At 41.9% G+C, this 21788-nt stretch carries 17 protein-coding genes; 9 read left to right on the top strand and 8 right to left on the bottom strand.

Annotated elements, in window-relative coordinates; all coding sequences use genetic code 11:
• Window positions 1-118 precede the first annotated feature (118 nt).
• From AU255_RS04050 to trhA, 3 genes are all read left to right on the top strand, one after another.
• Complete coding sequence (locus tag AU255_RS04050; protein WP_080521685.1) at window positions 119-823, top strand: DsbA family oxidoreductase; 705 nt, start codon at window positions 119-121, stop codon at window positions 821-823.
• Between the two features lie 427 nt (window positions 824-1250).
• Window positions 1251-2246: an IS30 family transposase gene (locus AU255_RS04055; protein ID WP_143735847.1), complete on the top strand. Its 996-nt coding sequence runs from the start codon at window positions 1251-1253 to the stop codon at window positions 2244-2246.
• A 201-nt stretch (window positions 2247-2447) separates the two neighbouring features.
• A complete protein-coding gene (gene trhA, locus AU255_RS04060; protein ID WP_080521686.1) occupies window positions 2448-3074 on the top strand; it encodes a PAQR family membrane homeostasis protein TrhA in 627 nt (208 codons plus the stop codon).
• Between the two features lie 49 nt (window positions 3075-3123).
• Here the strand turns inward: trhA and AU255_RS04065 are convergent, their stop codons facing one another.
• Together AU255_RS04065 and ggt are read right to left on the bottom strand one after the other, a co-directional pair.
• Entirely contained in the window at window positions 3124-3801 is a 678-nt protein-coding gene (locus tag AU255_RS04065) for a 4'-phosphopantetheinyl transferase family protein (RefSeq protein ID WP_158083047.1), read from the bottom strand.
• Window positions 3794-5509, bottom strand: a complete 1716-nt coding sequence (ggt, locus tag AU255_RS04070; RefSeq protein WP_080521688.1) for a gamma-glutamyltransferase — start codon at window positions 5507-5509, stop codon at window positions 3794-3796. Before ggt ends, AU255_RS04065 begins: the two co-directional genes overlap by 8 nt.
• Between ggt and AU255_RS04075 the strand changes: the two genes are divergently transcribed.
• A complete protein-coding gene (locus tag AU255_RS04075) occupies window positions 5508-6341 on the top strand; it encodes an HAD-IIA family hydrolase (protein WP_080521689.1) in 834 nt (277 codons plus the stop codon). The two genes, ggt and AU255_RS04075, sit on opposite strands and share 2 nt — an antisense overlap.
• A 111-nt stretch (window positions 6342-6452) precedes the next feature.
• Here AU255_RS04075 and AU255_RS04080 read toward each other — a convergent pair whose 3' ends face one another.
• Entirely contained in the window at window positions 6453-7178 is a 726-nt protein-coding gene (locus AU255_RS04080) for a M15 family metallopeptidase (protein WP_233144548.1), read from the bottom strand.
• A 272-nt stretch (window positions 7179-7450) separates the two neighbouring features.
• Between AU255_RS04080 and AU255_RS04085 the strand changes: the two genes are divergently transcribed.
• The 3 genes from AU255_RS04085 (at window position 7451) to AU255_RS04095 (ending at window position 11905) form a co-directional block, all read left to right on the top strand.
• Entirely contained in the window at window positions 7451-9181 is a 1731-nt protein-coding gene (locus tag AU255_RS04085) for a monovalent cation:proton antiporter-2 (CPA2) family protein (RefSeq protein ID WP_080521690.1), read from the top strand.
• An 87-nt stretch (window positions 9182-9268) separates the two neighbouring features.
• The gene (locus tag AU255_RS04090; protein WP_080521691.1) at window positions 9269-9907 is read left to right on the top strand and encodes a Rossmann-fold NAD(P)-binding domain-containing protein; all 639 of its coding nucleotides are present in this window, start codon (window positions 9269-9271) and stop codon (window positions 9905-9907) included.
• A 420-nt stretch (window positions 9908-10327) separates the two neighbouring features.
• A complete protein-coding gene (locus tag AU255_RS04095) occupies window positions 10328-11905 on the top strand; it encodes a bifunctional aminoglycoside phosphotransferase/ATP-binding protein (RefSeq protein ID WP_080521692.1) in 1578 nt (525 codons plus the stop codon).
• A 497-nt stretch (window positions 11906-12402) separates the two neighbouring features.
• Here the strand turns inward: AU255_RS04095 and AU255_RS04100 are convergent, their stop codons facing one another.
• From AU255_RS04100 to AU255_RS21295, 5 genes are all read right to left on the bottom strand, one after another.
• Window positions 12403-13623, bottom strand: a complete 1221-nt coding sequence (locus AU255_RS04100; protein WP_080521693.1) for an IS110 family RNA-guided transposase — start codon at window positions 13621-13623, stop codon at window positions 12403-12405.
• A gap of 676 nt (window positions 13624-14299) precedes the next feature.
• The gene (locus tag AU255_RS04105) at window positions 14300-15217 is read right to left on the bottom strand and encodes a trypsin-like peptidase domain-containing protein (protein WP_080521694.1); all 918 of its coding nucleotides are present in this window, start codon (window positions 15215-15217) and stop codon (window positions 14300-14302) included.
• 801 nt (window positions 15218-16018) lie between these two features.
• Window positions 16019-17017, bottom strand: a complete 999-nt coding sequence (locus AU255_RS04110; RefSeq protein ID WP_198942530.1) for a DUF2950 domain-containing protein — start codon at window positions 17015-17017, stop codon at window positions 16019-16021.
• 12 nt (window positions 17018-17029) lie between these two features.
• Window positions 17030-18349 (bottom strand): DUF3300 domain-containing protein, encoded by a 1320-nt coding sequence (locus AU255_RS04115; protein ID WP_080521695.1) that lies wholly within the window; start codon window positions 18347-18349, stop codon window positions 17030-17032.
• 287 nt (window positions 18350-18636) lie between these two features.
• Window positions 18637-18741, bottom strand: coding sequence for a YtoQ family protein (locus AU255_RS21295; RefSeq protein ID WP_143735848.1), 105 nt, complete (start codon window positions 18739-18741; stop codon window positions 18637-18639).
• Between the two features lie 112 nt (window positions 18742-18853).
• Here AU255_RS21295 and AU255_RS04120 point away from each other — a divergent pair, with 112 nt between their 5' ends.
• Both AU255_RS04120 and AU255_RS04125 read left to right on the top strand, forming a co-directional pair.
• Entirely contained in the window at window positions 18854-19717 is an 864-nt protein-coding gene (locus AU255_RS04120; protein ID WP_080521696.1) for a DUF3014 domain-containing protein, read from the top strand.
• Between the two features lie 364 nt (window positions 19718-20081).
• Window positions 20082-21692 (top strand): hypothetical protein, encoded by a 1611-nt coding sequence (locus tag AU255_RS04125; protein ID WP_080521697.1) that lies wholly within the window; start codon window positions 20082-20084, stop codon window positions 21690-21692.
• The last annotated feature ends 96 nt before the right edge of the window (window positions 21693-21788 follow it).

The raw sequence follows: 21788 nt of genomic DNA on the forward strand, positions 1-21788 counted from the left end.
ATGCTTAATGGCAGTGACGCGGAGCATGGGAACGAGATTCAAATAAACTTCTCCAGGTACCTGAAACTTAGCTGATAAGATCTTTGTTTACAGACTACATAGTAAAGGATATTACCTAATGATTTCACCACCAATACGTATTCATTATTTTACTGATGTTTTATGTGTCTGGGCCTATCTGGCTCAGGTGCGACTTGATGAACTGATTAAGCATCATGCATCTGAAATAGAGATCAGTTATCATTTTATGCCTATCTTCGGCTGTACCGAACATCGAATCGAGGATGGCTGGAAAGATAAAGGAGGCTATGCAGGGTTTGGAGAGCATACTCATCAGGTATGCAAAGCGTATCCTTATCTAGCCTTGCATCAGGATGTGTGGAAAATAAATGCCCCTAAAACGTCGGCGACCAGTCATTTGTTTATTAAAGCGGTTCAGTCTCTTGTTGGTGCTGGTATGATCAATAATGAAGCCTGTGCAGACCTGCAGCATAGAACACTCTTTGAGGAATTTGTCTGGCAGGTTCGACTGGCCTTTTTTCAAGATGCTAAAGATATCGGTAATATGCAGGTGTTAAAGGAAATTGCCCGGACGATGCAATTACCGGTTGCTCAAATAGAACGTGCTATGGATGATGGTACGGCACTGGCGGCATTGTTTCGTGATATTGAATTAAGAGACGAATTTCGGGTGGAAGGGAGTCCCACCTACATTCTTAATGAAGGGCGGCAAAAACTTTATGGTAATGTCGGCTATCGAATTATTGAGGCAAACCTGCATGAAATATTGAGGCAGCCAAAGGTCGAAGCGAGTTGGTGCTAGTTAAGTGAAATTGTATTTTATCGAAAAATAATATAAAGAATTTTCAACCTAGAAACCGCAGTTGAGCACGAATTTTGTGGACAATTCGGGTGTGAAAGACAAGGCACTGCTCGCAGGCAATGGCCGTAGCCCTTGGCAAGAGCTGTAACGCAGTATTTCGTGCTCAGAATTATCCACAAAACCGTGCAGCGGAGTAGAGTCACCCAACAGGTGACAAGTATTTACAATCATTATATTTTATATTCAGTCACTTATAATTATTTATAGCGGTCAACTGCGGTTTCTAGGTTCAACATATCCATAGAGAAAACAGAGATTTGATAACAAAAAACTCACCCGAATTCATATAATAACTGCAACACCTCTTTAAAGGGTTAGATGGTATAGTTTCCGTCGACTAAAACCTGAAACTAAAAAGAGGTGCTCAATGAACACGTTTAACCATCTAACCCAAGAGGAAAGATTTTACATTTATACGCAACTAAAACAAGGCGTTTCTAAGAATCAAATAGCCATCACATTGGGGCGTCATAAATCGACTATTGGACGTGAAATTACGCGTAATACAGGTCAGTGTGGTTATCGTTACAAGCAAGCTGAGAGAATAGCTAAACAACGCCATATTGATAAGCCCAAAAACATCAAGATGACGGCTGAGTTACAACAGATAATAACGCCTTTAATCAAAGAGAAATGGAGTCCTGACTGTATTTCAGGACGCTTAAAACAACAAGGTAAGGACTCCGTCAGTCATGAGACTATTTACCGTTATATTTTAGCTAACAAAGCAGCCGGTGGCGATTTGTATACTTATTTGAGGCATCAAGCCAAACCTTATCGTAAGCGATATGGAAAAAATGATTATCGCGGAACGATACCCAGCCGTGTTGATATTGATGAGCGACCACAAGTGGTTGATGATAAAACGCGTTTAGGTGATTGGGAAGCAGATACTGTTATCGGTAAAGGACATAAAGGCGTATTGGTGACGCTGACTGAACGGGTCTCAAAGCTCAACTTCGCCATCTCAATTGAGCGTAAAGAATCTGAATTAACGAAAGAGGCGATTATCAATGCTCTTGAGCCTTTTAAACGTTGGGTTCACACGATTACCTTTGATAATGGACGTGAGTTTTGTGGGCATGAAGCCATTGCAAAAACACTCGACTGCGGCACTTATTTTGCCAAACCGTATCATTCGTGGCAACGAGGTTTAAATGAAAACCACAATGGCTTATTAAGGCAATACTTCCCTAAAAAAGAACCTTTGGATAAGGTAACTCAAGATGAGGTTGATAGTGCAATTACAGCACTTAATCATCGTCCAAGAAAAGGGTTAAATTACAGAACTCCATGGGAAGTATTTTGCCAAATAACGGGGGTTGATATAAATAAATCACAGGGTGTTGCATTAATTGCTTGAATTCGCGTCTGTTTCTTTTGTGGTAAATATGATAAATATTTTATGTTCGTTTAACCAGGAATGTGTATGAAAGAGCTATTCATCTCAGGAGCGCAGGCAGCTTGCCTACGTTATTTTAGGCACATCCTTTAGGCGTATAATTCAAGCAAAAAGTTCCTTCCCTGGAAGGACTGGTTTTGAACCATAGGATAAATTGAAAGTATGTACTACGGTGAAAGATTTAACAGCATTACCCATTTGATTGGTGCTATTTTAGCGTTGGTCGGTCTGGGGTCATTATTGACTATTGGTATTCAGCAGAATGAGCCTTTGATCATTATAAGTTTTACTGTATTTGGACTGACACTGGTTTTGCTTTATACCATGTCTACTCTTTACCACAGTTTTCATCCTCCGGAACTTAAGCAGATTTTCCAGAAGCTTGATCATCTGTCTATTTATCTGCTTATTGCGGGTACATATACACCTTATATGCTGGTGTCGTTGGTAGATAGTAACGGCCCGTTAATGCTCAGCGTAGTCTGGGGACTTGCAGCGACAGGTATATTGCTGGAAATCTATAGCCCTAAGCGAAATGAGTCCCTGCAAATTGTCATTTATTTATTGATGGGGTGGGTATGTACCCTGGAGTATTCAACTCTTAAAGCGGCTATTACCACCGCCGGAATTGCGTGGCTTACGGCTGGCGGCATAGCCTATACTGTGGGCATAGTATTTTACGTTATGGATGATATGAACAAGCTGCGCCATGCACATGGTATCTGGCATCTTTTTGTACTCATAGGCTCGATCTGTCATTTTATTTCCATTATCGGCTATGTCAGATAATCAGATAAGGCGATTAATAACTGAGCCAGTTCAAGGCAGCCCTAATGACTTATAGCTCTATCATACGCAAACGGATATTTTCGCTGTCACACACAACAGCGCCAAATTCATTTTCCGATAGGTTCAAAGTATAAATCCGCCACTTATCCGCTAAACAGGCCAGCTCGGGTACGCGTAAAAATGATGTAAAATCCTCGGGATTAACCACGCACTGATCTAAACCCAGGGTAATGCCTTTCCCCACGGCTTTAACAAAGGCTTCTTTTTTAACCCAGAATTGATAAAAAGCATGACTACGCTCAGCTTTATCTAAGCTATACCAAAAATCGGCTTCTTCGGGTGCAAAGCATTTTTTTACCAGACCTTCCCATGCGTTACGCGGTTTGTAGCATTCTACATCAACCCCTAGCTGACATTGCCAGCTAATTGCGACAGCCAGAATATCGCCTGAATGTGACATATTAAAACTTAAATCCGGAGTGCCGGGTAAAAAGGGCTTACCGAATTCAGTTTTTTCAATGCGCAAGTCTGCTGCTGCTTCAGTAACTCGTTCTGCTAATAATTGTCTGAGTATTCCATGGCAAATAATATAGCGCTCTCTAAGCTCGGCAAATTTAAACCGTTCAGCAGTCGCTAATTCATCTTTATCCAGGCTAGCCTGATAATCAGCTAGCCCGGGTGCAAAACTTGATACTGATGAAGCATAGTAAATATCAATATTACTCATTAATATTCTGCACACTGGCAAAGCCTTCACCACGATGGTCGCTAACGGCTGATAGGCTGTCATTAGCTTTATCCAGTTGTACCGCCTGCATATTGCCATAGTTATAAGTTTGTTTAAGCTGATGTCCCAAGGCTTGTAGACCTTCTATTTCCTGTAGATCCAAGCCGCCTTTTTCATACAAAATCTGATCAGGTATATATTGGTGATGAAAGCGCTTTACCTTGACCCATGATTCGGGAGAATGATCAGCGGCAAAATCCAGTGATGCCAGTAGAACCATGGAGATAATCCGGCTGCCACCCGGTGTGCCTAAGACAGCAATGCGTTCACTATCTTCTAAAAAAGTAGGGGTCATGCTGGATAACATGCGTTTTTCCGGAGCTATCGAATTGGCATCGCCACCGACCAAGCCATAGCCATTGCCGCTATTTTTAGCGCTGACAAAATCATCCATTTCATTATTTAGTAATACACCTGTACCCTCTGCGACCAGTCCGGCACCAAAAGGAAAGTTAATACTTAAAGTAGCTGCAACACGATTGCCTTGATTATCCATAATGGAAAAATGCGTGGTATTTCGGCCGCCTTGTTTTGCGGGTGTGTGCCCGGTTAAATATTCGCTGGGTAAGGCCTGATCGGCGCGTATAGTATTAGACAAGCCTTGTGCATAGTGTTTATCAATCAAGCGATCGACTGGTACATCGATAAAATCACTATCACCTAAATATAATGCCCTGTCATGATAAGCACGGCGCATCGCTTCAACTATCATGTGTTTTCGCGTTACGCTATCCATTGTTTCCAGGTCGATATTTTCCAGAATATTTAAAGCTTCTAATAAAACGATACCCCCTGATGAAGGCAGGGCGGCACTGGTGATTTTTATACCTTTATAGCTACCGGTGACGGGTTTGCGTTCGACAACCTGATAGTTAAGTAAATCTTTTAACGTCCAGATGCCACCCTCCTGTTGTACTGCATGCACTAATTTATCCGCAACCGTACCCGCATAGAATCCTGATTTGCCTTGATCCGCAAGGTGCTTTAACGTTTGTGCCAGATCCGTTTGTATCAGCAAGCTGTCCTTATCAGGAATTTGTCCATGTTTTAAAAAAATTGCTGCTGTTTCCGGGTGCTGATTTAAAACGCCTTTACGAAAACCTAATAACTTTTGGTGTCTTGTACCGATTATAAAGCCTTGCTCGGCATAGCGAATGGCTGGCTGTAAACTGGTCGCCAGCGGGAGATTGCCATACTTTTTTGACAAATGCACCAAGCCGGCAGGCATACCAGGAATGCCTGCCGCTAAAGCACCATTTAATGAGAGCACTGTATTAACCTCTCCCGAGGCATCAATAAACATCTCTTTCCGGGCGGCAATGGGCGCTTTTTCACGGCCATCAATCATGATGTCCAGGCCGTCACTTTGGCGATGTAATAACCAGAACCCACCACCGCCAAGTCCGGAGCCAGAGGGTTCAACTACCGCTAATGCAGCGCTTACAGCCACAGCCGCATCATACACATTACCACCCTGACGTAATATTTCAAAGCCTGCCTGTGTTGCTAAAGGATGGGCTGAAGCAATCGCTACTTGTCGTGGTTGTTTTACACTGCAGCCTGTTATACTGAGCACTATTATCAATAGTAGGCTGGAAAAGCCTGGGTATTTCACCCGTTTATTTTGCTTCCAAAAAGAACTTAACATGACTGCACCTTTCACTAATATACACGCATTGATCATCGATATGGATGGCGTATTATGGCATGGTGACCAGGCCATTGCCGGATTAAAAGAATTCTTTCAGCTAATACGCGAGCAACAAATTCCGTTTGTATTGGCCACCAATAACGCCAGCCATACCAACGAACAATATATCAAAAAACTGGCACGCATGGGAGTGGCAGTGGTAGCCCAAGAAATTTTAACCTCAGGCATGGCAACGGCACTTTATCTTGCTCAACATAAAGACCCTGCTCAAACGCGGGTGTTTGTTTTAGGTGAAGATGGAGCAATTCAGCCATTATTAGAGCAGGGATTTACTCTAACTGATCTCTATCAATTAAATACCGAAGCTACGCCCGGGCAGGGTGCGGATATTGTTGTTTGTGGTAAGGATGAGTCGATTAACTGGGATAAATTATCAACAGCCACGCTGAACTTACGAGCCGGAGCAGAGTTTATTGCCACCAATGGCGATACCACATTGCCAACAGAACTTGGCCTGATACAGGGCAATGGTGCTATTTTAGCAGCGTTACATGCAGCTACAGGTTGCACGCCAAAAGTGATAGGTAAACCCGAACCGATCATTTATCAGCAGGCACTTGCGCTGTTAGGCAGCAGTGCTGAAAACACGATTGCCATTGGTGATCGTCTGGATACCGATATTTTAGGTGCCGTACGTACAGGTATGCGCAGTTTAATGGTATTAACAGGTGCTTCAACACGTGAAGATATAGAACTGATTGATTATGCGCCTACCTGGGTTATGGATGATTTACAGGCCGTGACAGAAGCTTTGCGCAATAGGCGCTAAAAACAATCAAAGTATTCTGGTTTTAGATTGTGATTTTAGCCAGATCGATGCACCAGCTTAATGATGACCTGAGTCAGGTGATCGGCTGATATCTAAGAGCTGGTGAGCTGATTATTCGACTTTAAAATTAAAATACTTTTGCGGATAAGTCTCATTCTGGAACGTAAAATGCCACCATTCCTCTTTAAGATTCTTGAAGCCATTGCGTTCCATTGCAGATTTCAGAGTCACTCTATTTTCATGTTGAGATTTGCTTATACGACTATTGGCTGTGTGAGAGAGGGGATCAAAGAAATCAAAGTGTGTTCCCATGTCCAACTCCTGATTGCTATGCAAATCTATTATTGTCAAATCTACAGTGCTGCCCCGGCTATGCCCGGATTTTTCGGCGATATAACCCTCTTTAAATAGATTCTTCTTATCAACTGACGGGTAATATTCGGATTTCATCTTCAAATCACTTAAGTCTTTTGCCCATCTAACGAAATTATCTACTGCCCTCTGGGGACGATAGCAATCGAAAATCTTCAGTGACTGTTGATCGGCTGCAAGCTCCTTTTGTACGTTCCTGAGTGCCAGGGCCGTCTCTCTCGTTAGTAAGCATTTAGGCGCATCGTACCCATCAATCCTTGACCCAACAAAATTGTTTTTACTGTAATACCTGATATCTAAATGAACTGAAGGAATAATTTTCTTTATGTCTACAAATTGATCGTCGTGTTTAATCCAGTCTGCCTCCTTTCTCCCTGTGCAAGCATTCAATAGAATAACCACGGCCAGCAATACCAAAATTGATAAGTTCTTCATATTCCCCCTCCATTCTTTTTCAGCTAACACATAAATCTCCGCCTTAATCGGGTGGGTTTTCAAGTTATAAATTTTAGGGAAAACATTATGCTGCTTTTCCTCTCAAAACTAAACTCAAGTTGGCGTATCCTTGATTTTCGAAAAGTTTTAAAGGTAATAATATCAATCAAGCTTGAACTTATTGCTTCCTTGGCCACATAAATTTCTTTTTTCTTGCTCTCACCAGAGAGTGTGCATTATTTACACCAGATACTGGTATTATATTGCGTATGACTTTATCTTGAGTAACAGGAAAAACAATTATGCACGCTGACAACAGTATTCTGTTGTATATACTCGAGCTTTTAGCGGCTGCTGTGATAGCTATTCCCATCTTTCATCGCCTAGGGCTAGGTTCTGTACTTGGCTATCTGTTTGCCGGAGCAGCGCTGGGGCCCTGGGGGTTAAAGCTGATTAACGAGGTCGAAGATTTACGCCATTTGGCTGAGTTTGGTGTTGTCTTTTTATTATTTTTAATCGGTCTGGAGATGAAAGCCGAGCGTTTGTGGGTTATGCGCCGTCTGGTCTTTGGCCTGGGGATTGCCCAGGTATTAATCACTGCATTATTACTATTCTGTGTCGCTCAGCTCTTAGATTTTCCTTTAAAAGTCAGTGTTATTGCGGCTTTTGGATTAGCTTTATCCTCAACTGCCTTTGGCCTGCAGATTTTATCAGAGAAAGGAAATCTCACCTGCGTATATGGCAGAGCATCGTTCGCGGTACTGCTACTGCAGGATCTTGCTGTGGTGCCGCTGATGGCAATGGTATCACTTTTATCAGGTGGTGAAACATTAACTAGCAGTGCCGGGGTTGGATTTCTGGAAGTGACCGGCGGTATTCTCCTGGTTATTCTGGTCGGGCGTTTTTTGCTTAATCCAATTTTAGATCGGGTTGCTGCTAGCCGAAATTCGGAAGTTTTCATTGCTGCAACGATATTAATGGTGCTGGGAATTGGTCGTGCGATGGAGTTATTGCACTTATCAATGGCGCTTGGCGCATTTTTAGCCGGGCTTATGCTTGCCGAATCACATTATCGGCATCAAATTGAAGCTGATATTGAGCCGGTTCGCGGCACACTATTAGGCTTGTTTTTTATGACCGTAGGCATGAGCATTGATTTCGGCCTACTGATCAGAGAATGGCATTGGGTTTTATTGGCAGTTGCAGGTCTATTGCTAATTAAAGCAAGCGTGCTCTGGCTATTATCCAGGCTAAGCGGTCTCGATAGTCGCAATTCCTTACGTACAGCATTACTATTATCACAAGCCGGTGAATTTGGCTTTGTTTTATTTGGCTACGCTATGATTGCAGGCGTTCTAATGCCTGAGCGGGTGCAATTTCTTACCTTGGTCATCGCCTTGAGCATGGTGTCCACACCTTTTATCGTTAAGCTGGGTGACTGGTGGCTAAAACTGACGGCGCTAGATGAGGGCGAAACTGCCATAATCAATACAGCTGTGCCCACACCTGATGCAACTGAAATTCATGGAAAAGTTATTATCGCAGGCTTTGGCCGAGTGGGTCGACGTGTGGCTCAGTTATTAGATCGTGCCGGAGTAGAGTATATCGCTTTAGATAATAATCATGAGCGTGTTAATCAATTTCGTGGCGAAGGTTTTAATGTGTTTTTTGGTGATGCCCGCAAATTAAAAGTACTCAAATCTGCAGGCGCAGCACATGCCACCATGCTGCTTTTTTCACTGGATAATTTCTCTAATCTTGAGCATTTGGTTAAAGATGTACGGCGTCATTATCCTAATATTCAAATTCATGCGCGCGCACATGATATTGCCCATTGTGAGCAATTACTCAATGACGGCGCAAATCAGGTTGTGGCAGAAACACTGGAAGCCGGATTACGACTAGGGGAAATGGCTCTAATCAATAGTGGTTTTGATAAAGACAAAGCGCAAGCTGTCGTTGCAAATTTTCGCCTGGAATTGTATACCGCGCTCAACGACAATGTAATATACAAATCCAAACCGTCCAATTAAGCTTGCACAATTGATCATGGCTCGCTTCGATCCGGTGTTGACCTTAACACATTGGCATAAACCAAGATAACTGCACACATTTCTCTTATGCAAACGATACTTATCCTTGGCGCTACAGGTCAGGTCGGACAACAGATACTACAACTGGCCTTATGCCACCCTGAAATATTCAGAGTAATTGCGCCTACACGACGACCGCTTACGCATCATGAGAAGCTGGACAATCCTATCGTCGATTTTGAGGAATTACCTGCAACAGCGCAGTGCTGGAAAGCCGACCTTGCCCTGTGCGCGCTTGGGACCACACTGAGGCAGGCAAAGTCCAGAGCGGGATTTTATCGTGTGGATCACGATTACGTTATGACCGCGGCAAGACTGAGCCAGAATGCAGGAACTCCAGCGTTTGGCCTGGTCTCTTCGCTAGGTGCAGACCTTTCATCCCGAGTATTTTATTTAAATGTCAAAGGCGAGACTGAACGAGATATTAGCGCTGTAGGTTTTGCTTCGCTAACAATTGCAAGACCCTCGCTATTAATCGGCGGGCCACGATCCACCGGTCGTCCCCTTGAAGCCATCGGTTTGTTTCTAGGTAAGCACCTAGCATCGTTACTTCCTCAACGTTATCAAGCGGTATCGACTCTCCAGCTGGCAGGCGCTTTACTGGAAGCCGGGCTCGATGCTACACCAGGATTACATATCCTCGAATCTGAGCAACTATCTACTTAAAACACAAATCCAATAATGAGTCTGTTAATTTTACAAATAGTGATTAAACTCGGGTAAGAACCGGTTTCTCTCCGGTTCTCCCCACACTACTCTGCATGCGGCTCCGCACCGGGCGGTTCATCAGTCATTATTCTTTTTCATTATCCTGCTCCTGCTTTTAGTTTATACTGCGATTATTGCCAGGCTCTTGAAATTAGGTATGTGTCTTGGGTAATAAGGAAATTCTAGTTAGCAACAGTGACACTGATTAGGTAGAAAGTATCGGATGCAGATCAACAGGGAATAGCAATTATTTCTATGTATGACTTAAGTAATAATCGAAATAGCTGCTTAGGTGCCTGGAAAAGTTAAAACTCTGGTAGTCGTTGTTTCGCTTATAGCGATAGTTAGAAATTAAAAAAGCTTATAAAGTTACCTGAGATGAATGAAAATCAAACAAAATTACCTGAGTATATTGCTTCACTACTTCATCCTGAGGTATATGATCATGCAATTGAAAATATACAACTCATAGAAACGCATATTTCATGGGTTATTCTGACAGGTCCTTTTGCATACAAAATTAAAAAACCAGTCAATCTTGGCTTTCTTGATTTCTCTACACTTGAAAAACGTCACTTTTATTGCAATGAGGAGTTGCGATTAAATTCCAGGTTGGCGCCTGCTCTCTACCTTAAAGTTGTTCCAATTACTGATACGGAAGGAAATATCGTTTTTTCTGGTTCTGGTAAGGTCATCGAATACGCCATTAAAATGGTTCAGTTCCCACAGGAAATACAACTGGATCGTATGCTTGCTGCTAATATTTTACAGATGGATCACATTCAAGCCCTTGCTGTTATGGTGGCAGAGTTTCATCAACAAATCGATGTCGCTAACCAGGAGGATAACTATGGAAGTCCCGAACAAATCTATCACCCCGTTAAAGAGAACTTTATTCAGCTTCGCCAACTGCTCAATGACAAATCCGCTATTACTTTACTCACTGACATAGAAATCTGGACTCAGACGCTATTTGAACTATTAAAGCTCATATTGCTGCAGCGCAAACACGATGGCTTTATACGTGAATGTCATGGCGACTTACATTTACGTAATCTGATTATTCTTGATGACAAGCCCGTCGCTTTCGATAGTATTGAATTTGACCCAAAGCTACGCTGGATTGACACCATTAGCGACGTTGCTTTTTTGATAATGGACTTTCAAGATCGTCATCACCCTGAGTTTGGGCTGAGTTTTTTAAATCATTATCTTGAACAAACGGGTGATTATGCGGCAATGCAATTACTCAGTTTTTATCTGGTCTACCGCGCTATGGTACGCGCTAAAGTTGAAGCTATCCGTGCAGCACAAACAGGGAGTCATTCACAAGTACAAAATGAAGCTAATATGGCGTGCTATGGTTACCTTGAATTAGCTCAAGCTTACTTGCACGTTACCAAACCGGGGTTAATCATCACCTGTGGTATGTCGGCATCAGGAAAATCCACACTGACACAGCCGTTAGTAGAAAAATTGTCTGCGATTAGAATTCGTTCTGATGTTGAACGCAAGCGATTGTTTAAGGTAGCGCCTGAATGCGATAGTTCAGCAGCTGTTAATGAGGGTTTATATTCATCTGAAGCAACACAACAAACCTATCGCCATCTAGCTGAATTGGCTGAGCAGGTATTAAATGCTGATTATCCAGTCATTATTGATGCGACATGTCTGGAATATCAGCAACGAAACCAGTTTCGTCAAGTTGCCAGCAGAAATAAAGTGCCATTTATCATTATTGAGTTCACAGCTCAACCCAATACACTACGCCAACGCATCAATGCAAGAGAAAAAGGCGTTTCAGATGCAGACCTCTCTATACTTGAGCATCAGTTGCTTAACTGGCAACCACTAAATAAAAGTGAACTGCCTGAGGTGATAAGTATTGATACCGAATCGTTAACTGACATTAATTCTTTAATCAATAAGATAGAGTCTGTATTGCAAGGCAGATAAATTATCATGATGATAGTTTTTTAATTTAATAAAAGATGTAGTGATCAAATAGAACCAGGCACTTTAATAAGAGAATACTAAGCAAATATTGTCGCTTATTTTTAAGTATCCGTGAAACTCTAGGGGAGCCTCACTTTTTTCTGTGACTCCTTTTTTCTCAAGGGCTCAACGAAGGGGAATCGTCAAACCACTGTCTGAATATGCTGAAAAATATATTCAAAATGATGCTATTACTAATGCTTATGCCATTGGGAGTTATAGTATGAAAGAAAATTTGAAATTATTTTGGTCTGCATTATTCCATGATTAGTGGAATTATTAATAACCATAAATCAAAGACCCGAACATCCCTCTGGAATTTGCAAGTTATTTTTCTAAATCAACTCATAAATTTGACGCAATTATCCGCCTCTCTACAAATCAGAGAAAAAGATATACCTGAATTCAATCCATCATTATCATACACGTCAGCATAAGTGAACACTTCTCATTAGCTGTTAAGCCGTCTTTTCATTTATACTCGCAAGTTCAATGTAATCTCGGTCATGACGCAACATAGACCAGATGACTCGTGATATATGTCGCCCCAATGCCCGAACGGCGTTGTTGTGCGTCTTTCCTTCGGAACGTTTTTTATCATAGTAAGCGCGAGATTCAGGCACATAAGCCATGTGACGACAAACTGCGGTCATCATCGCTTTACGAGCTCGGGTATTGACGTGTTTAGGTGATTTAGTTCCTTGGTAGCCTCCAGATTGTTTGTCCAGAGGTGCCATGCCGATATAGATTGAAAAGCTACTCTGTTTCGGAAAGCGGTCTAAAGTACCGATTTCACCCGCCAATTCGGCACTACAGACCAAACCAAAGCCAGGAATCGAATCAATATGCTGAGCATATGCAGACTTTTGAATCTGTGAGTCGATTTTTGCATCCATGGTTTTAATTGATGCCATCAAGGCTAACAAGCGGCGTGCATCCTCTTGGATCATCGGGCCGACTTCTTCGATTTCATTAGAAAATTCTGCCTGTTTCTGCCAGTCAAGAATGAGGTTGAGATATTTCCGGCCAACCCCTTGAATGGCAAGCAGGCTTTTGGTTTGTAGTCGCATTAATTTTGTCAAATCATCGCGACAAGTTAGAAAGTGCAGAAACCATAGATTATCAATACTTCCTGTTATCTCCAGAAGAGTCGGGCAGGTGGCTTGCAGGTCAGGCTGTATACGGTTTTGCAGGGCAACCTTTTCATTGGTCAACTGACGTCGCCGCCGTGTCAGACGCTTTAACCGCCGATTGGCATCGGGTACCGGTAGCACTGCCTGCAGAACACCTTTAGCGAGCGGCAAGTGATCCTGAAGTTGAAACAACTCAAGCATTTTGTGAGTATCAACCAAATCAGATTTTGCGGGTGCGGGAAAGATCTCTTTAAACCGGGCGAGCTTGAGGTTGTTGACGTTGTAAAGCTGATAACCGTGGCTCTGAATCTGGCTATCCAATGGTCGAGCCCAGCCATTGTAACCTTCCATAGCAACGTCTACAGGTAGATTGTATAAATGCTCTTGCAGCTTAATACGGCTAAAAAAATACTGAAACCCTGCTGGTGTATGCGTAATCGAAAATTCATCCAGAATCCCTCCCTCAGAAAGGCCAATAGCCACATAATGCTCGTGACTACCGATATCAACTGCAACTTGTAAATGGGCTAAATTATGAATGTTCATGACGGTCTCCATAGGTCAACGTTAACAGTGGATACAACACCATCCTGCGTCTCGTCTACTTAGTAGAGCCACAAATGACCCCAAAAAAAGCCACATGAAATCACTCGGCACCATCCCAATAAAGACGTCTCGGACGGCGCAAGTGGCGGGGGCGGCATTTCAAGTTCGAGCCGTTACCCTAAAGTACGACGGACCCCGTGAGCCACACCCCCACCAGGTTCAATTTTACACCCCTGGCAAGATGCCCGCCACTTGCTTTGAAGAGAATTCCTGGTTGCTAAATAATCAAAAAAAATTCGGCTTGCACTTGTAGATATAAATATATAGATAACTTTTCCTATAAACATCATATCTATTACTCACTTGTCATTTCTCTCCATAATTCTATAGTAGACCCTGTATACCCCTTAAATAAAGGCTCTGTCACCGTTAAGTGTGGGAAATATAACTCGAAACTTTTGAATGCTTGATCTACCTCACTTTAAGCAGTATTTCATCAGATTCTTAAGTGATTGAAAAGTTAAGTTTTTTGAAGATTCCACACTTAACGGTGACAGAGCCTAAATAAAGGATCTCTTCCTGTATAGAGCCCATTCGTTACTACTTCTCAAATCCTTTTGAGATTATTTTATACTGTTGGCATATAGCGCAGTAAAAGGTCCTATTGATTAAATTGTTAAGTGATTTTTCCACAGCAATTTTTGAACCTTTTTCCACTTCCGCATAAACAAAGAGCGTTTCGATTCATCAGAGGTTTTGGGGTGAGTTGCTTTTGAACAGCTATTTCGAGTTTTAATAGTTCTTTTGCATGTATCACTAGACCTAAATTATTAGGAATATGGCTAGTGATGGTTTTAGTGTCTGTTGGTACTTCAATAACTTCAATTTCACCTGTAGTTGTATGCTGGGCTACAGCATAAAGGGTTCCTAATAGAGCAATTCTCGAACCTGTACACAAAGCCCCTGAAGCATCTACAAAACTACCGATATTAGCCAAGAAAACCGGGGAACCTGATGAACCAGGAAAACAGGCTGCGTCAATCATAAACTCCGATTTTCCATTTAGAGGAAGCCTTGGGTGTGTTGCTGTAATCCCACGCCGAATAATCGGGAGATTGTGTTTTGCGTCCCAAATTCCATTTGGATAACCAATCATTACAATATCTTCCATAGACGGTAAGGAGTTTAGCAATTCTTCGCTAGCAAGTATGCCCTTATTGATATAAATATAATGATAATGTTTTCCTTCCAATTGTGCATTATTCAAGATTGGACCAATTGGAATTGCCACAAGATCAATATCTGGACTGGGGTGTGGAATACAAAAATTGGGTAAATCATTTAGAATGATTTCTTCGTGATTCCCTAAAATAGGTCTATTTTTATCATCTTGAATTGTTAAATTAAAAATACCTCTAGATGCACCACTCACGACATGCTTATTTGTAACTATGCAAGGATAGCCTTGATTTCCGTTTTCACAAAAAAAGAATATATATCCAGTACCAGACGAAAATATATTTTTATCATCTCCACATTGAATACGAACAGTACTATGTATAAGTTGTTCTATAGGATTAATGTAATCAGACATATTAGTTTTTTTCTTTATAAATAGGTTTAATTTCCGTCATCACATAACTACTTAGTATTTATACGTTGTGCGGAGCATTACGTATAAATGTTTGTTGGACAAATTCATTTGGATTGTCTCACTATTTATATAAGGGAAATTGTTTTTGATAGCCAAGGCGGAAAGACATTTTTTAAAATTTCTGTGGCTGATATTCACTAAGAAAATAAAGATATGTAAGCCTATCCTCATGATTTACAGTATCTAGTGCGAATCATTATGCGCCATTTTTTTACGATGAACAATATTAAGACCTCAATCCGATAAGTTGCTTTTTTCACCTTATAGCTATCAGAATAACTATTGATCAGGTTAAACATTGTTATTTTTGATCCCAGTTTTTCCGAAGATTATCTAAACAATCTGGCTGTGCTTAATAATGGCAAGATATTCTCAATTAAAATTTCTCAGCTCACTGGACGCAAGTCTACAGGCTGTATATAGAAGGAAATTTATCTCTATGGCTTGTAACATATGCTACTATGCACAAGGGCTAAAAAGGTGTCGAAGAACACCGTGTAGCGCCCGGATCTTTTCAAAGTATTTTACGGGGATTGTACATGACTGAAATTATTTATTTGCTGACTATAATGTATTCTATGTATGTCATTAGTGAAGTCATTGGTGACATGCATATATTTATCTATTCGACTTTTTTAATCTTGATGTTTCTGATAAGTGTGCAAGTATAAATAATTATTTCGGGCCGAGTCCCGTCTGACTGCAGACGGGAGCATTTAATGCTTAAGCTGTCAGCAATGTTTATTGCGCGACTTTTGATTCCGGGGAATCCTCTTCATGTACGGGAATCCAGTCGGCATCTGGATTGTAAGTCGGCATTGATTCTGCAATATTGGCGCTATCCGGACCGAGATCCTGTTGATAGACTATGCCGTCATGGCTCACTATAAAACTCATAATTCCGCTGTCACCATACTTTTCAGGCCAGGCGATAACTGCAAATCCTGCACGCATATTTTCTCCCATCATGTAACTGTATGCGCCTCCTTTGGCATTTGGGCCCTGAGCTTTAAGTATACGGAAGAAATATCCGTGATATCCCCCTCCCTCAGAACGATCTGCAAGTAATTTCCCTAATGGGCTGAGTACCTCACCCGGCGCTGCATCCCAATATAAGCCATCTTGTGTTCCAGGGGTACTGATGAATTTCTGTGCATACTCTAATACACCATTGTTATCATGATCCTGTGTAGCATATTCCATCTGGGCATCGTAGTAGGCAAGAACAGATTGTATACTAGCCAGTTCGTTTCTGCCTATGCGCCTGATACGCATAAGTTCCAGGCCTTGATCTACATCAAAGTACCAGCCTGCTTTGCCTTCGACAATGGGAACAGGTAGGGTCCATTCTTCTTTTCCGATAGCAAGCAGTGTCTTTTTATCGCCCTGTGCTAATAAGGTATGATGCTTTTCCCAGGCATTATTAAAGTTATCAAGATCCTCTGGCGAAACATCATCCAGTGGCAATATGTCACGGAAATCAGCACCGAGTAATTTGTTGAACAGGGCCTGGTCATCATTTCTAACAGCCTGCGCAAAGGTATTAGCGGCAGCCTCAGGCGTTTTAAATACTGCCTGCTGTAGAGTCGGGTCAATTTCAGGTTCCGCAACTGGTTTTACAGGACTTGAGCAAGACAGGGTGATTAATATAGTGCATATTGCAAGCAAACTGGTAAGGTATTTATTCATAATCGGTAACGGACGGGCATTAGCCATTTGTTTGAATTTAGTGTCGTTCATATCTTTCTCCTGTTATCGCCTGCGTCCGCCACCACGGCTACCGCCACTACGTTGAGCACCTCCAGAACGGTTGGCACTGCTGCGATTTTGCATGGACCGGTTACTTGAATTGCCTCGATTAAAGTCTTGCCGCGTTTTGTTTGCTTTACCTGCATCTCTCAAGGCATTATCTCGTGAACGCTTTGATTGATTGCTATAATTGCCTGCTTGTCTGGTATCGCGAGTTTTACCTGTAGCAGATTTTTGGAAAGAGCTGCTGCGCTGATTGTTGCCTAATTTACCCTGAGCAACATTACGATTGGCCTTATTGACTGAAGAGCGGGCTTTATCACCGCCTGAGCCTTGTAGTTGTTCGCGACCTTTAGCTGGATTAACGGCACGTTTGTCCAGGGTTGTGCGCGCTTGAGCACGTTGCGCATCACGGCCACGGTAATCCTGACGCTGATCGGCGCCACTGCGTTTGTTCTCAAATTGTTTGCGGCTTTTACTGTCTGCATAAGGTACGCCACGACGATTATTTACATTATGCTGCCAGTTTGAGTTCCTGGAATTAGCATTTATTTTGTTGCGATTGACATTAATATTATTGTATTTATTGACATTAATATTGACGTTGGCATGTCCTCGGCCCCAGTTACAATTACCCCACAGAGCATTAGTGATACCAATGCCGATACCAAAGCCAATTCCTCCGATGACTGCAGAACCATAACCGTATCGGTAGCTCGGAGGGTAGTAGTACCAGGGTCGATAATGTGGCCACCACCAGGTGCCGTAAACTACTGTCGAGTTATACACTGGAACATAAACGACTTGAGGATTAGCGGGTTCTATTATGATAATGGTCTCGGAGGGCTGTTTTTCGACAATTACTTTTTGTTGCTTGGTCGTTTTCAGATTGCCTTCGTCCTTGGCTTTATTGCGTAACTTCTGGACTGAATCCATCACTGCGTCAGGATTTGCCAGAAAAGCATCGCCAACATTTTGGACCCAGTCCGGTTTTTCTCCCATCATGGCCAGTACTTGTGGAAAAGCAACCAGGGACATAACGCTAGGGTCCCATAACTTGTCCTGTACTGCTTTTACAGCGGCATCACCCTCTTGATCGGGATGGTCTTTTGACCATTTGACAGCATCATTTACATCGGCAGGGTAGGTACTCGCCATCAGAATTTGAGAGAGTAATGAGTCAGGATACAACGCTATAGGAGCCATCATTTGATCGAGCTCGGCTTCGCTGAAGGTTTTGTCATCGGCTAGCGCCATCCCGAGTGGTATGTAAAGCAGGGCGGCAAGCAAGGTGTTAGCAAAAATTGCAAACAGTTTTTTCATAAGTCGTGCTCCTTTTTGACTGGGTGTGGAAGGCAATACATATTAAATTGAAGTTGCTTTTGGACTGGCATGCCTTTAAGTTGATTGTACTTCTGCGCAGCATACACTTCAACAACTAGCTTGATCTTGCCAGATCCAGGGCTTGGGCATTAATTTAAATTACCAAAGTGATAATCTCCAGAATTCAGGGTACGCAAGGCATGGATTTTTAAGCTTTATGATCTTTCCAATAACTATTGATTCCAGAGTCTAAATTTTCTCTCCCGGCATTATTAATACTGTCGTGATTAGTAATTGATCCTAATATTTAGATTGAGCTGATCAATTCCCTGTTTGATTCGTTTGCGCCAGTCGCTATGAATTCCGCCAGATAAATAAATAGTGTAGTACATTGCGATTCCTTTGATTGAATAAGTATTTACTTAGGCTTATTATTATGGTGAATATGAGAGTTGGGCCTGTTTCCTACAACAGGTTTTTTAGTTAATTTACCCGGAGTTCGTTATGCAGGAACAGAATATCAATACCTCAAATAAAGTTACTTTAGTAATTATAGGCATACTCGTTACGGTGTTGCTGGTTGCGTTATTATTATTTTTATTGGCGGATGAGGATGATGATGCAGGTTCGACTGCTCAGAATACAGAACAGGTGCTAGTGATCCCTGAGGTTGAGTCCCCATCCTCAGCAGATACTTCAGCTGAAAATATGGATTTTGCCAGTCAAGTACCGCGCTATGATGGCGAAGCTTTGCAGTTTGACTCGAGTAAACCATTGCCTGAGTTGGTAAATAGCGATGCAGAATTTACTCAGGATTTATTGTCTATCTCAGCACAGTTGCAGCCTAGTCTGTTTAAAAAGCAGTTGATCAGAAAAAGCATCTTTTCTATTAATGATATGGCTCAGGGTATGCTTCCTCCGGTAAAACGCTTACGTGAATTATCCTTTAGCCAGCCTTTTACCGTGAACATAAAAGAAAACAGGATGTTTATGTCACAGGCATCTTATCAGCGCTATGACCAATTGGCTCTCGCAATTGATGCCATAGATAATCAGGCTGCTGTTGCCTTGTATCATAAATATTTGCCGCTTTTTCAGCAGGTTTTTACTGAGCTTTCTTACCCGGATAATTACCAGGTACTGGATATTATTAAATCAGCAACTTCCCGGGTATTAGACGCACCTGTGATTAATAACGATATCGAAGTCATTCGAACATCGGTACAGTATAAATTTGCGAGTCCTGAGTTAGAGAAATTAAGTCCTTTAGATAAGCAAATGCTGCGTATGGGGCCAGAAAATACACATTTGATACAAAATAAATTACGTGAATTGGTTGAGGCTTTAATAGCATCTGAAAAAGATTAAGTATTAGGCAATACGCACTCCATAAAGAAGCCCGGATCACTTTTTGCATTCGGGCTTTAGTTTCACACCTGACAGCCAGGCTAAGTAATGAATTAGGCCGCAGCTTTAGCCTGGTGTTCATGCAATCTTAACGGTCTAAAGCAGCACTCTAAAGAGTCCCCGTTCCTGGTTTCACTTTCCTTCTTTATATTCAGAAAAGCAAAGTATTTCTCTATTCAAAATAACCACAAAACCAGATAAATCACCTTAGGGTGTCACAAAAATGTCATGCAAATGTCATGGTAACGTCATGGTTATGTCATAAATCGAGGCTATTCTAGCAACCTTGATTTTGCAGATTTATCCACATTAGAGAGATATTACTATGTTACATTTTAAACGCGCTAACGCCAATCTGGCCGCAGCGGCTATCAGCTTGTTAAGCGCAGTGTCTTTTAGTTCCTATGCTGATACTGCGAGTTTTAATTTTGCCACTTCTATTCTAGACCTTCCTGTTGTTGAAGTACTAAATGGTAAAGATTCAAGTTCATGGAATGCGCAACTAAAGCTGGTTGATGCTGTGAATTTTGAATTTGAATTGACAACTGCTTCTGTTATTGCACCAGTCACTGGTCAACGTGTTGTATTTGATGCAACTACGAGTGCAGTGCATATTCCTGCTATCAGCATTGGTGCAGATGAGTATTATGCCAAGCTAAAACTGATTCCTGGTTCAAACCCATTACGATTTTCTTTAGATCAATTTGTTAATAATGCATTTCAAGGTTGTCCTGCTTTCTCTGTAGATGGACCTGTTAATGGGTCTTGTGTCTTAAGCGGTGAAATTAAACAAAATATTACGTTAACTAAAAATACGCAATGGATTTTATCTGGCGGTGTTTTTATTGGTGGCGATAAAGTCGACAATGCAACATTAACCATTAACCCGGGTACGAAAATATTCGGTCAACAAGGTGCGGATTATTTGTGGATTAGACGTGGCTCTAAAATTATGTCAGAAGGAACGCCTGATAACCCGGTTGTTATGACAGGTCCATTACAGCAATCTGCTGGTGAGTGGGGCGGCTTGGTATTAGCGGGATTTGCGCCTGTAAATGGTTGTAATGTAGATGTTGCTTTATGTGAAGTTGCTTTTGAAGCGATAACTTCTGAATTTTATGGTGGTAATGAGCCGAACGATAATAGTGGTGTATTGAAATACACTCAAATTCTTTTTGCTGGTTTTGCAGTACGTCCGGATGAAGAGTTAAACGGCTTAACATTAACGGGTGTCGGTGCAGGCACTGTTATTGATTTCGTTCACGTTCATGCTGGCCTGGATGACGGTGTTGAAATGTTCGGTGGTACAGCGCAAATGAAGCATATGCTACTCACGCACATTGGAGATGATAGTCTGGACTGGGGTGGTGGCTGGAGAGGTAAGGCACAATACGTTGTAGTCCAGCAAGCTGCTGATGATGGTGATCGTGGTATTGAAGCAGATAACAATCCTGACAACCCTGATTCAGGCCCTCGTTCTAAACCAGTTCTTTCTAACATGACTATGTTAGGTTCAGCAGTAGGTTCTCAGGGAGCTTTACTACGTCGTGGTACGGGTGTTGAAATCTGGAATTCAGTATTCACTGGCTTCGGTAGTTCATGTCTGGAAATTGATGGTGAAGCAACTTATCTGAATGCAGGTACACCAGAAGCATTATCAGGTGAACTACTTATAGTTCATTCTTATGTTGACTGTGCGACAAATTTCGCTGATGGCAATGGCGCTACATTTGCAGTAAGTGACTGGTTTGCTGCGCAAATGATGAACCAGGAAGCTGATCCGGTTCTTAATGGATATTTGCCAGGTGATGGTTCGCTTCTACCTACAGGTGGAGCGCCAGTAGCAGGAGACGCATTCTTTGATAGTGTTAGTTATGTTGGTGCATTTGCAACTGCAAATGATGACTGGACTAAAGAGTGGACTTACGCTTATTAAGTTTAATTAATTATATAAGTATCAGAGAGGGGGCCTCTGTATAGAGGCCCTTTTTTCTTGTTTTGTTTGCGCTTTATATTTTTATATACAGTGTCT

It is taken from the genome of Methyloprofundus sedimenti, assembly GCF_002072955.1.
Lineage (GTDB): Bacteria > Pseudomonadota > Gammaproteobacteria > Methylococcales > Methylomonadaceae > Methyloprofundus > Methyloprofundus sedimenti.

Excerpts from the sequence above, each read along its gene's own strand:
- AU255_RS04050 (WP_080521685.1), top strand. The coding sequence starts at position 119 with ATGATTTCACCACCAATACGTATTCATTATTTTACTGATGTTTTATGT.
- AU255_RS04055 (WP_143735847.1), top strand. The coding sequence starts at position 1,251 with ATGAACACGTTTAACCATCTAACCCAAGAGGAAAGATTTTACATTTAT.
- trhA (WP_080521686.1), top strand. The coding sequence starts at position 2,448 with ATGTACTACGGTGAAAGATTTAACAGCATTACCCATTTGATTGGTGCT.
- AU255_RS04065 (WP_158083047.1), bottom strand. The coding sequence starts at position 3,801 with ATGAGTAATATTGATATTTACTATGCTTCATCAGTATCAAGTTTTGCA.
- AU255_RS04075 (WP_080521689.1), top strand. The coding sequence starts at position 5,508 with ATGACTGCACCTTTCACTAATATACACGCATTGATCATCGATATGGAT.
- ggt (WP_080521688.1), bottom strand. The coding sequence starts at position 5,509 with ATGTTAAGTTCTTTTTGGAAGCAAAATAAACGGGTGAAATACCCAGGC.
- AU255_RS04085 (WP_080521690.1), top strand. The coding sequence starts at position 7,451 with ATGCACGCTGACAACAGTATTCTGTTGTATATACTCGAGCTTTTAGCG.
- AU255_RS04090 (WP_080521691.1), top strand. The coding sequence starts at position 9,269 with ATGCAAACGATACTTATCCTTGGCGCTACAGGTCAGGTCGGACAACAG.
- AU255_RS04095 (WP_080521692.1), top strand. The coding sequence starts at position 10,328 with ATGAATGAAAATCAAACAAAATTACCTGAGTATATTGCTTCACTACTT.
- AU255_RS04100 (WP_080521693.1), bottom strand. The coding sequence starts at position 13,623 with ATGAACATTCATAATTTAGCCCATTTACAAGTTGCAGTTGATATCGGT.
- AU255_RS04105 (WP_080521694.1), bottom strand. The coding sequence starts at position 15,217 with ATGTCTGATTACATTAATCCTATAGAACAACTTATACATAGTACTGTT.
- AU255_RS04110 (WP_198942530.1), bottom strand. The coding sequence starts at position 17,017 with ATGAACGACACTAAATTCAAACAAATGGCTAATGCCCGTCCGTTACCG.
- AU255_RS04115 (WP_080521695.1), bottom strand. The coding sequence starts at position 18,349 with ATGAAAAAACTGTTTGCAATTTTTGCTAACACCTTGCTTGCCGCCCTG.
- AU255_RS21295 (WP_143735848.1), bottom strand. The coding sequence starts at position 18,741 with ATGTACTACACTATTTATTTATCTGGCGGAATTCATAGCGACTGGCGC.
- AU255_RS04120 (WP_080521696.1), top strand. The coding sequence starts at position 18,854 with ATGCAGGAACAGAATATCAATACCTCAAATAAAGTTACTTTAGTAATT.
- AU255_RS04125 (WP_080521697.1), top strand. The coding sequence starts at position 20,082 with ATGTTACATTTTAAACGCGCTAACGCCAATCTGGCCGCAGCGGCTATC.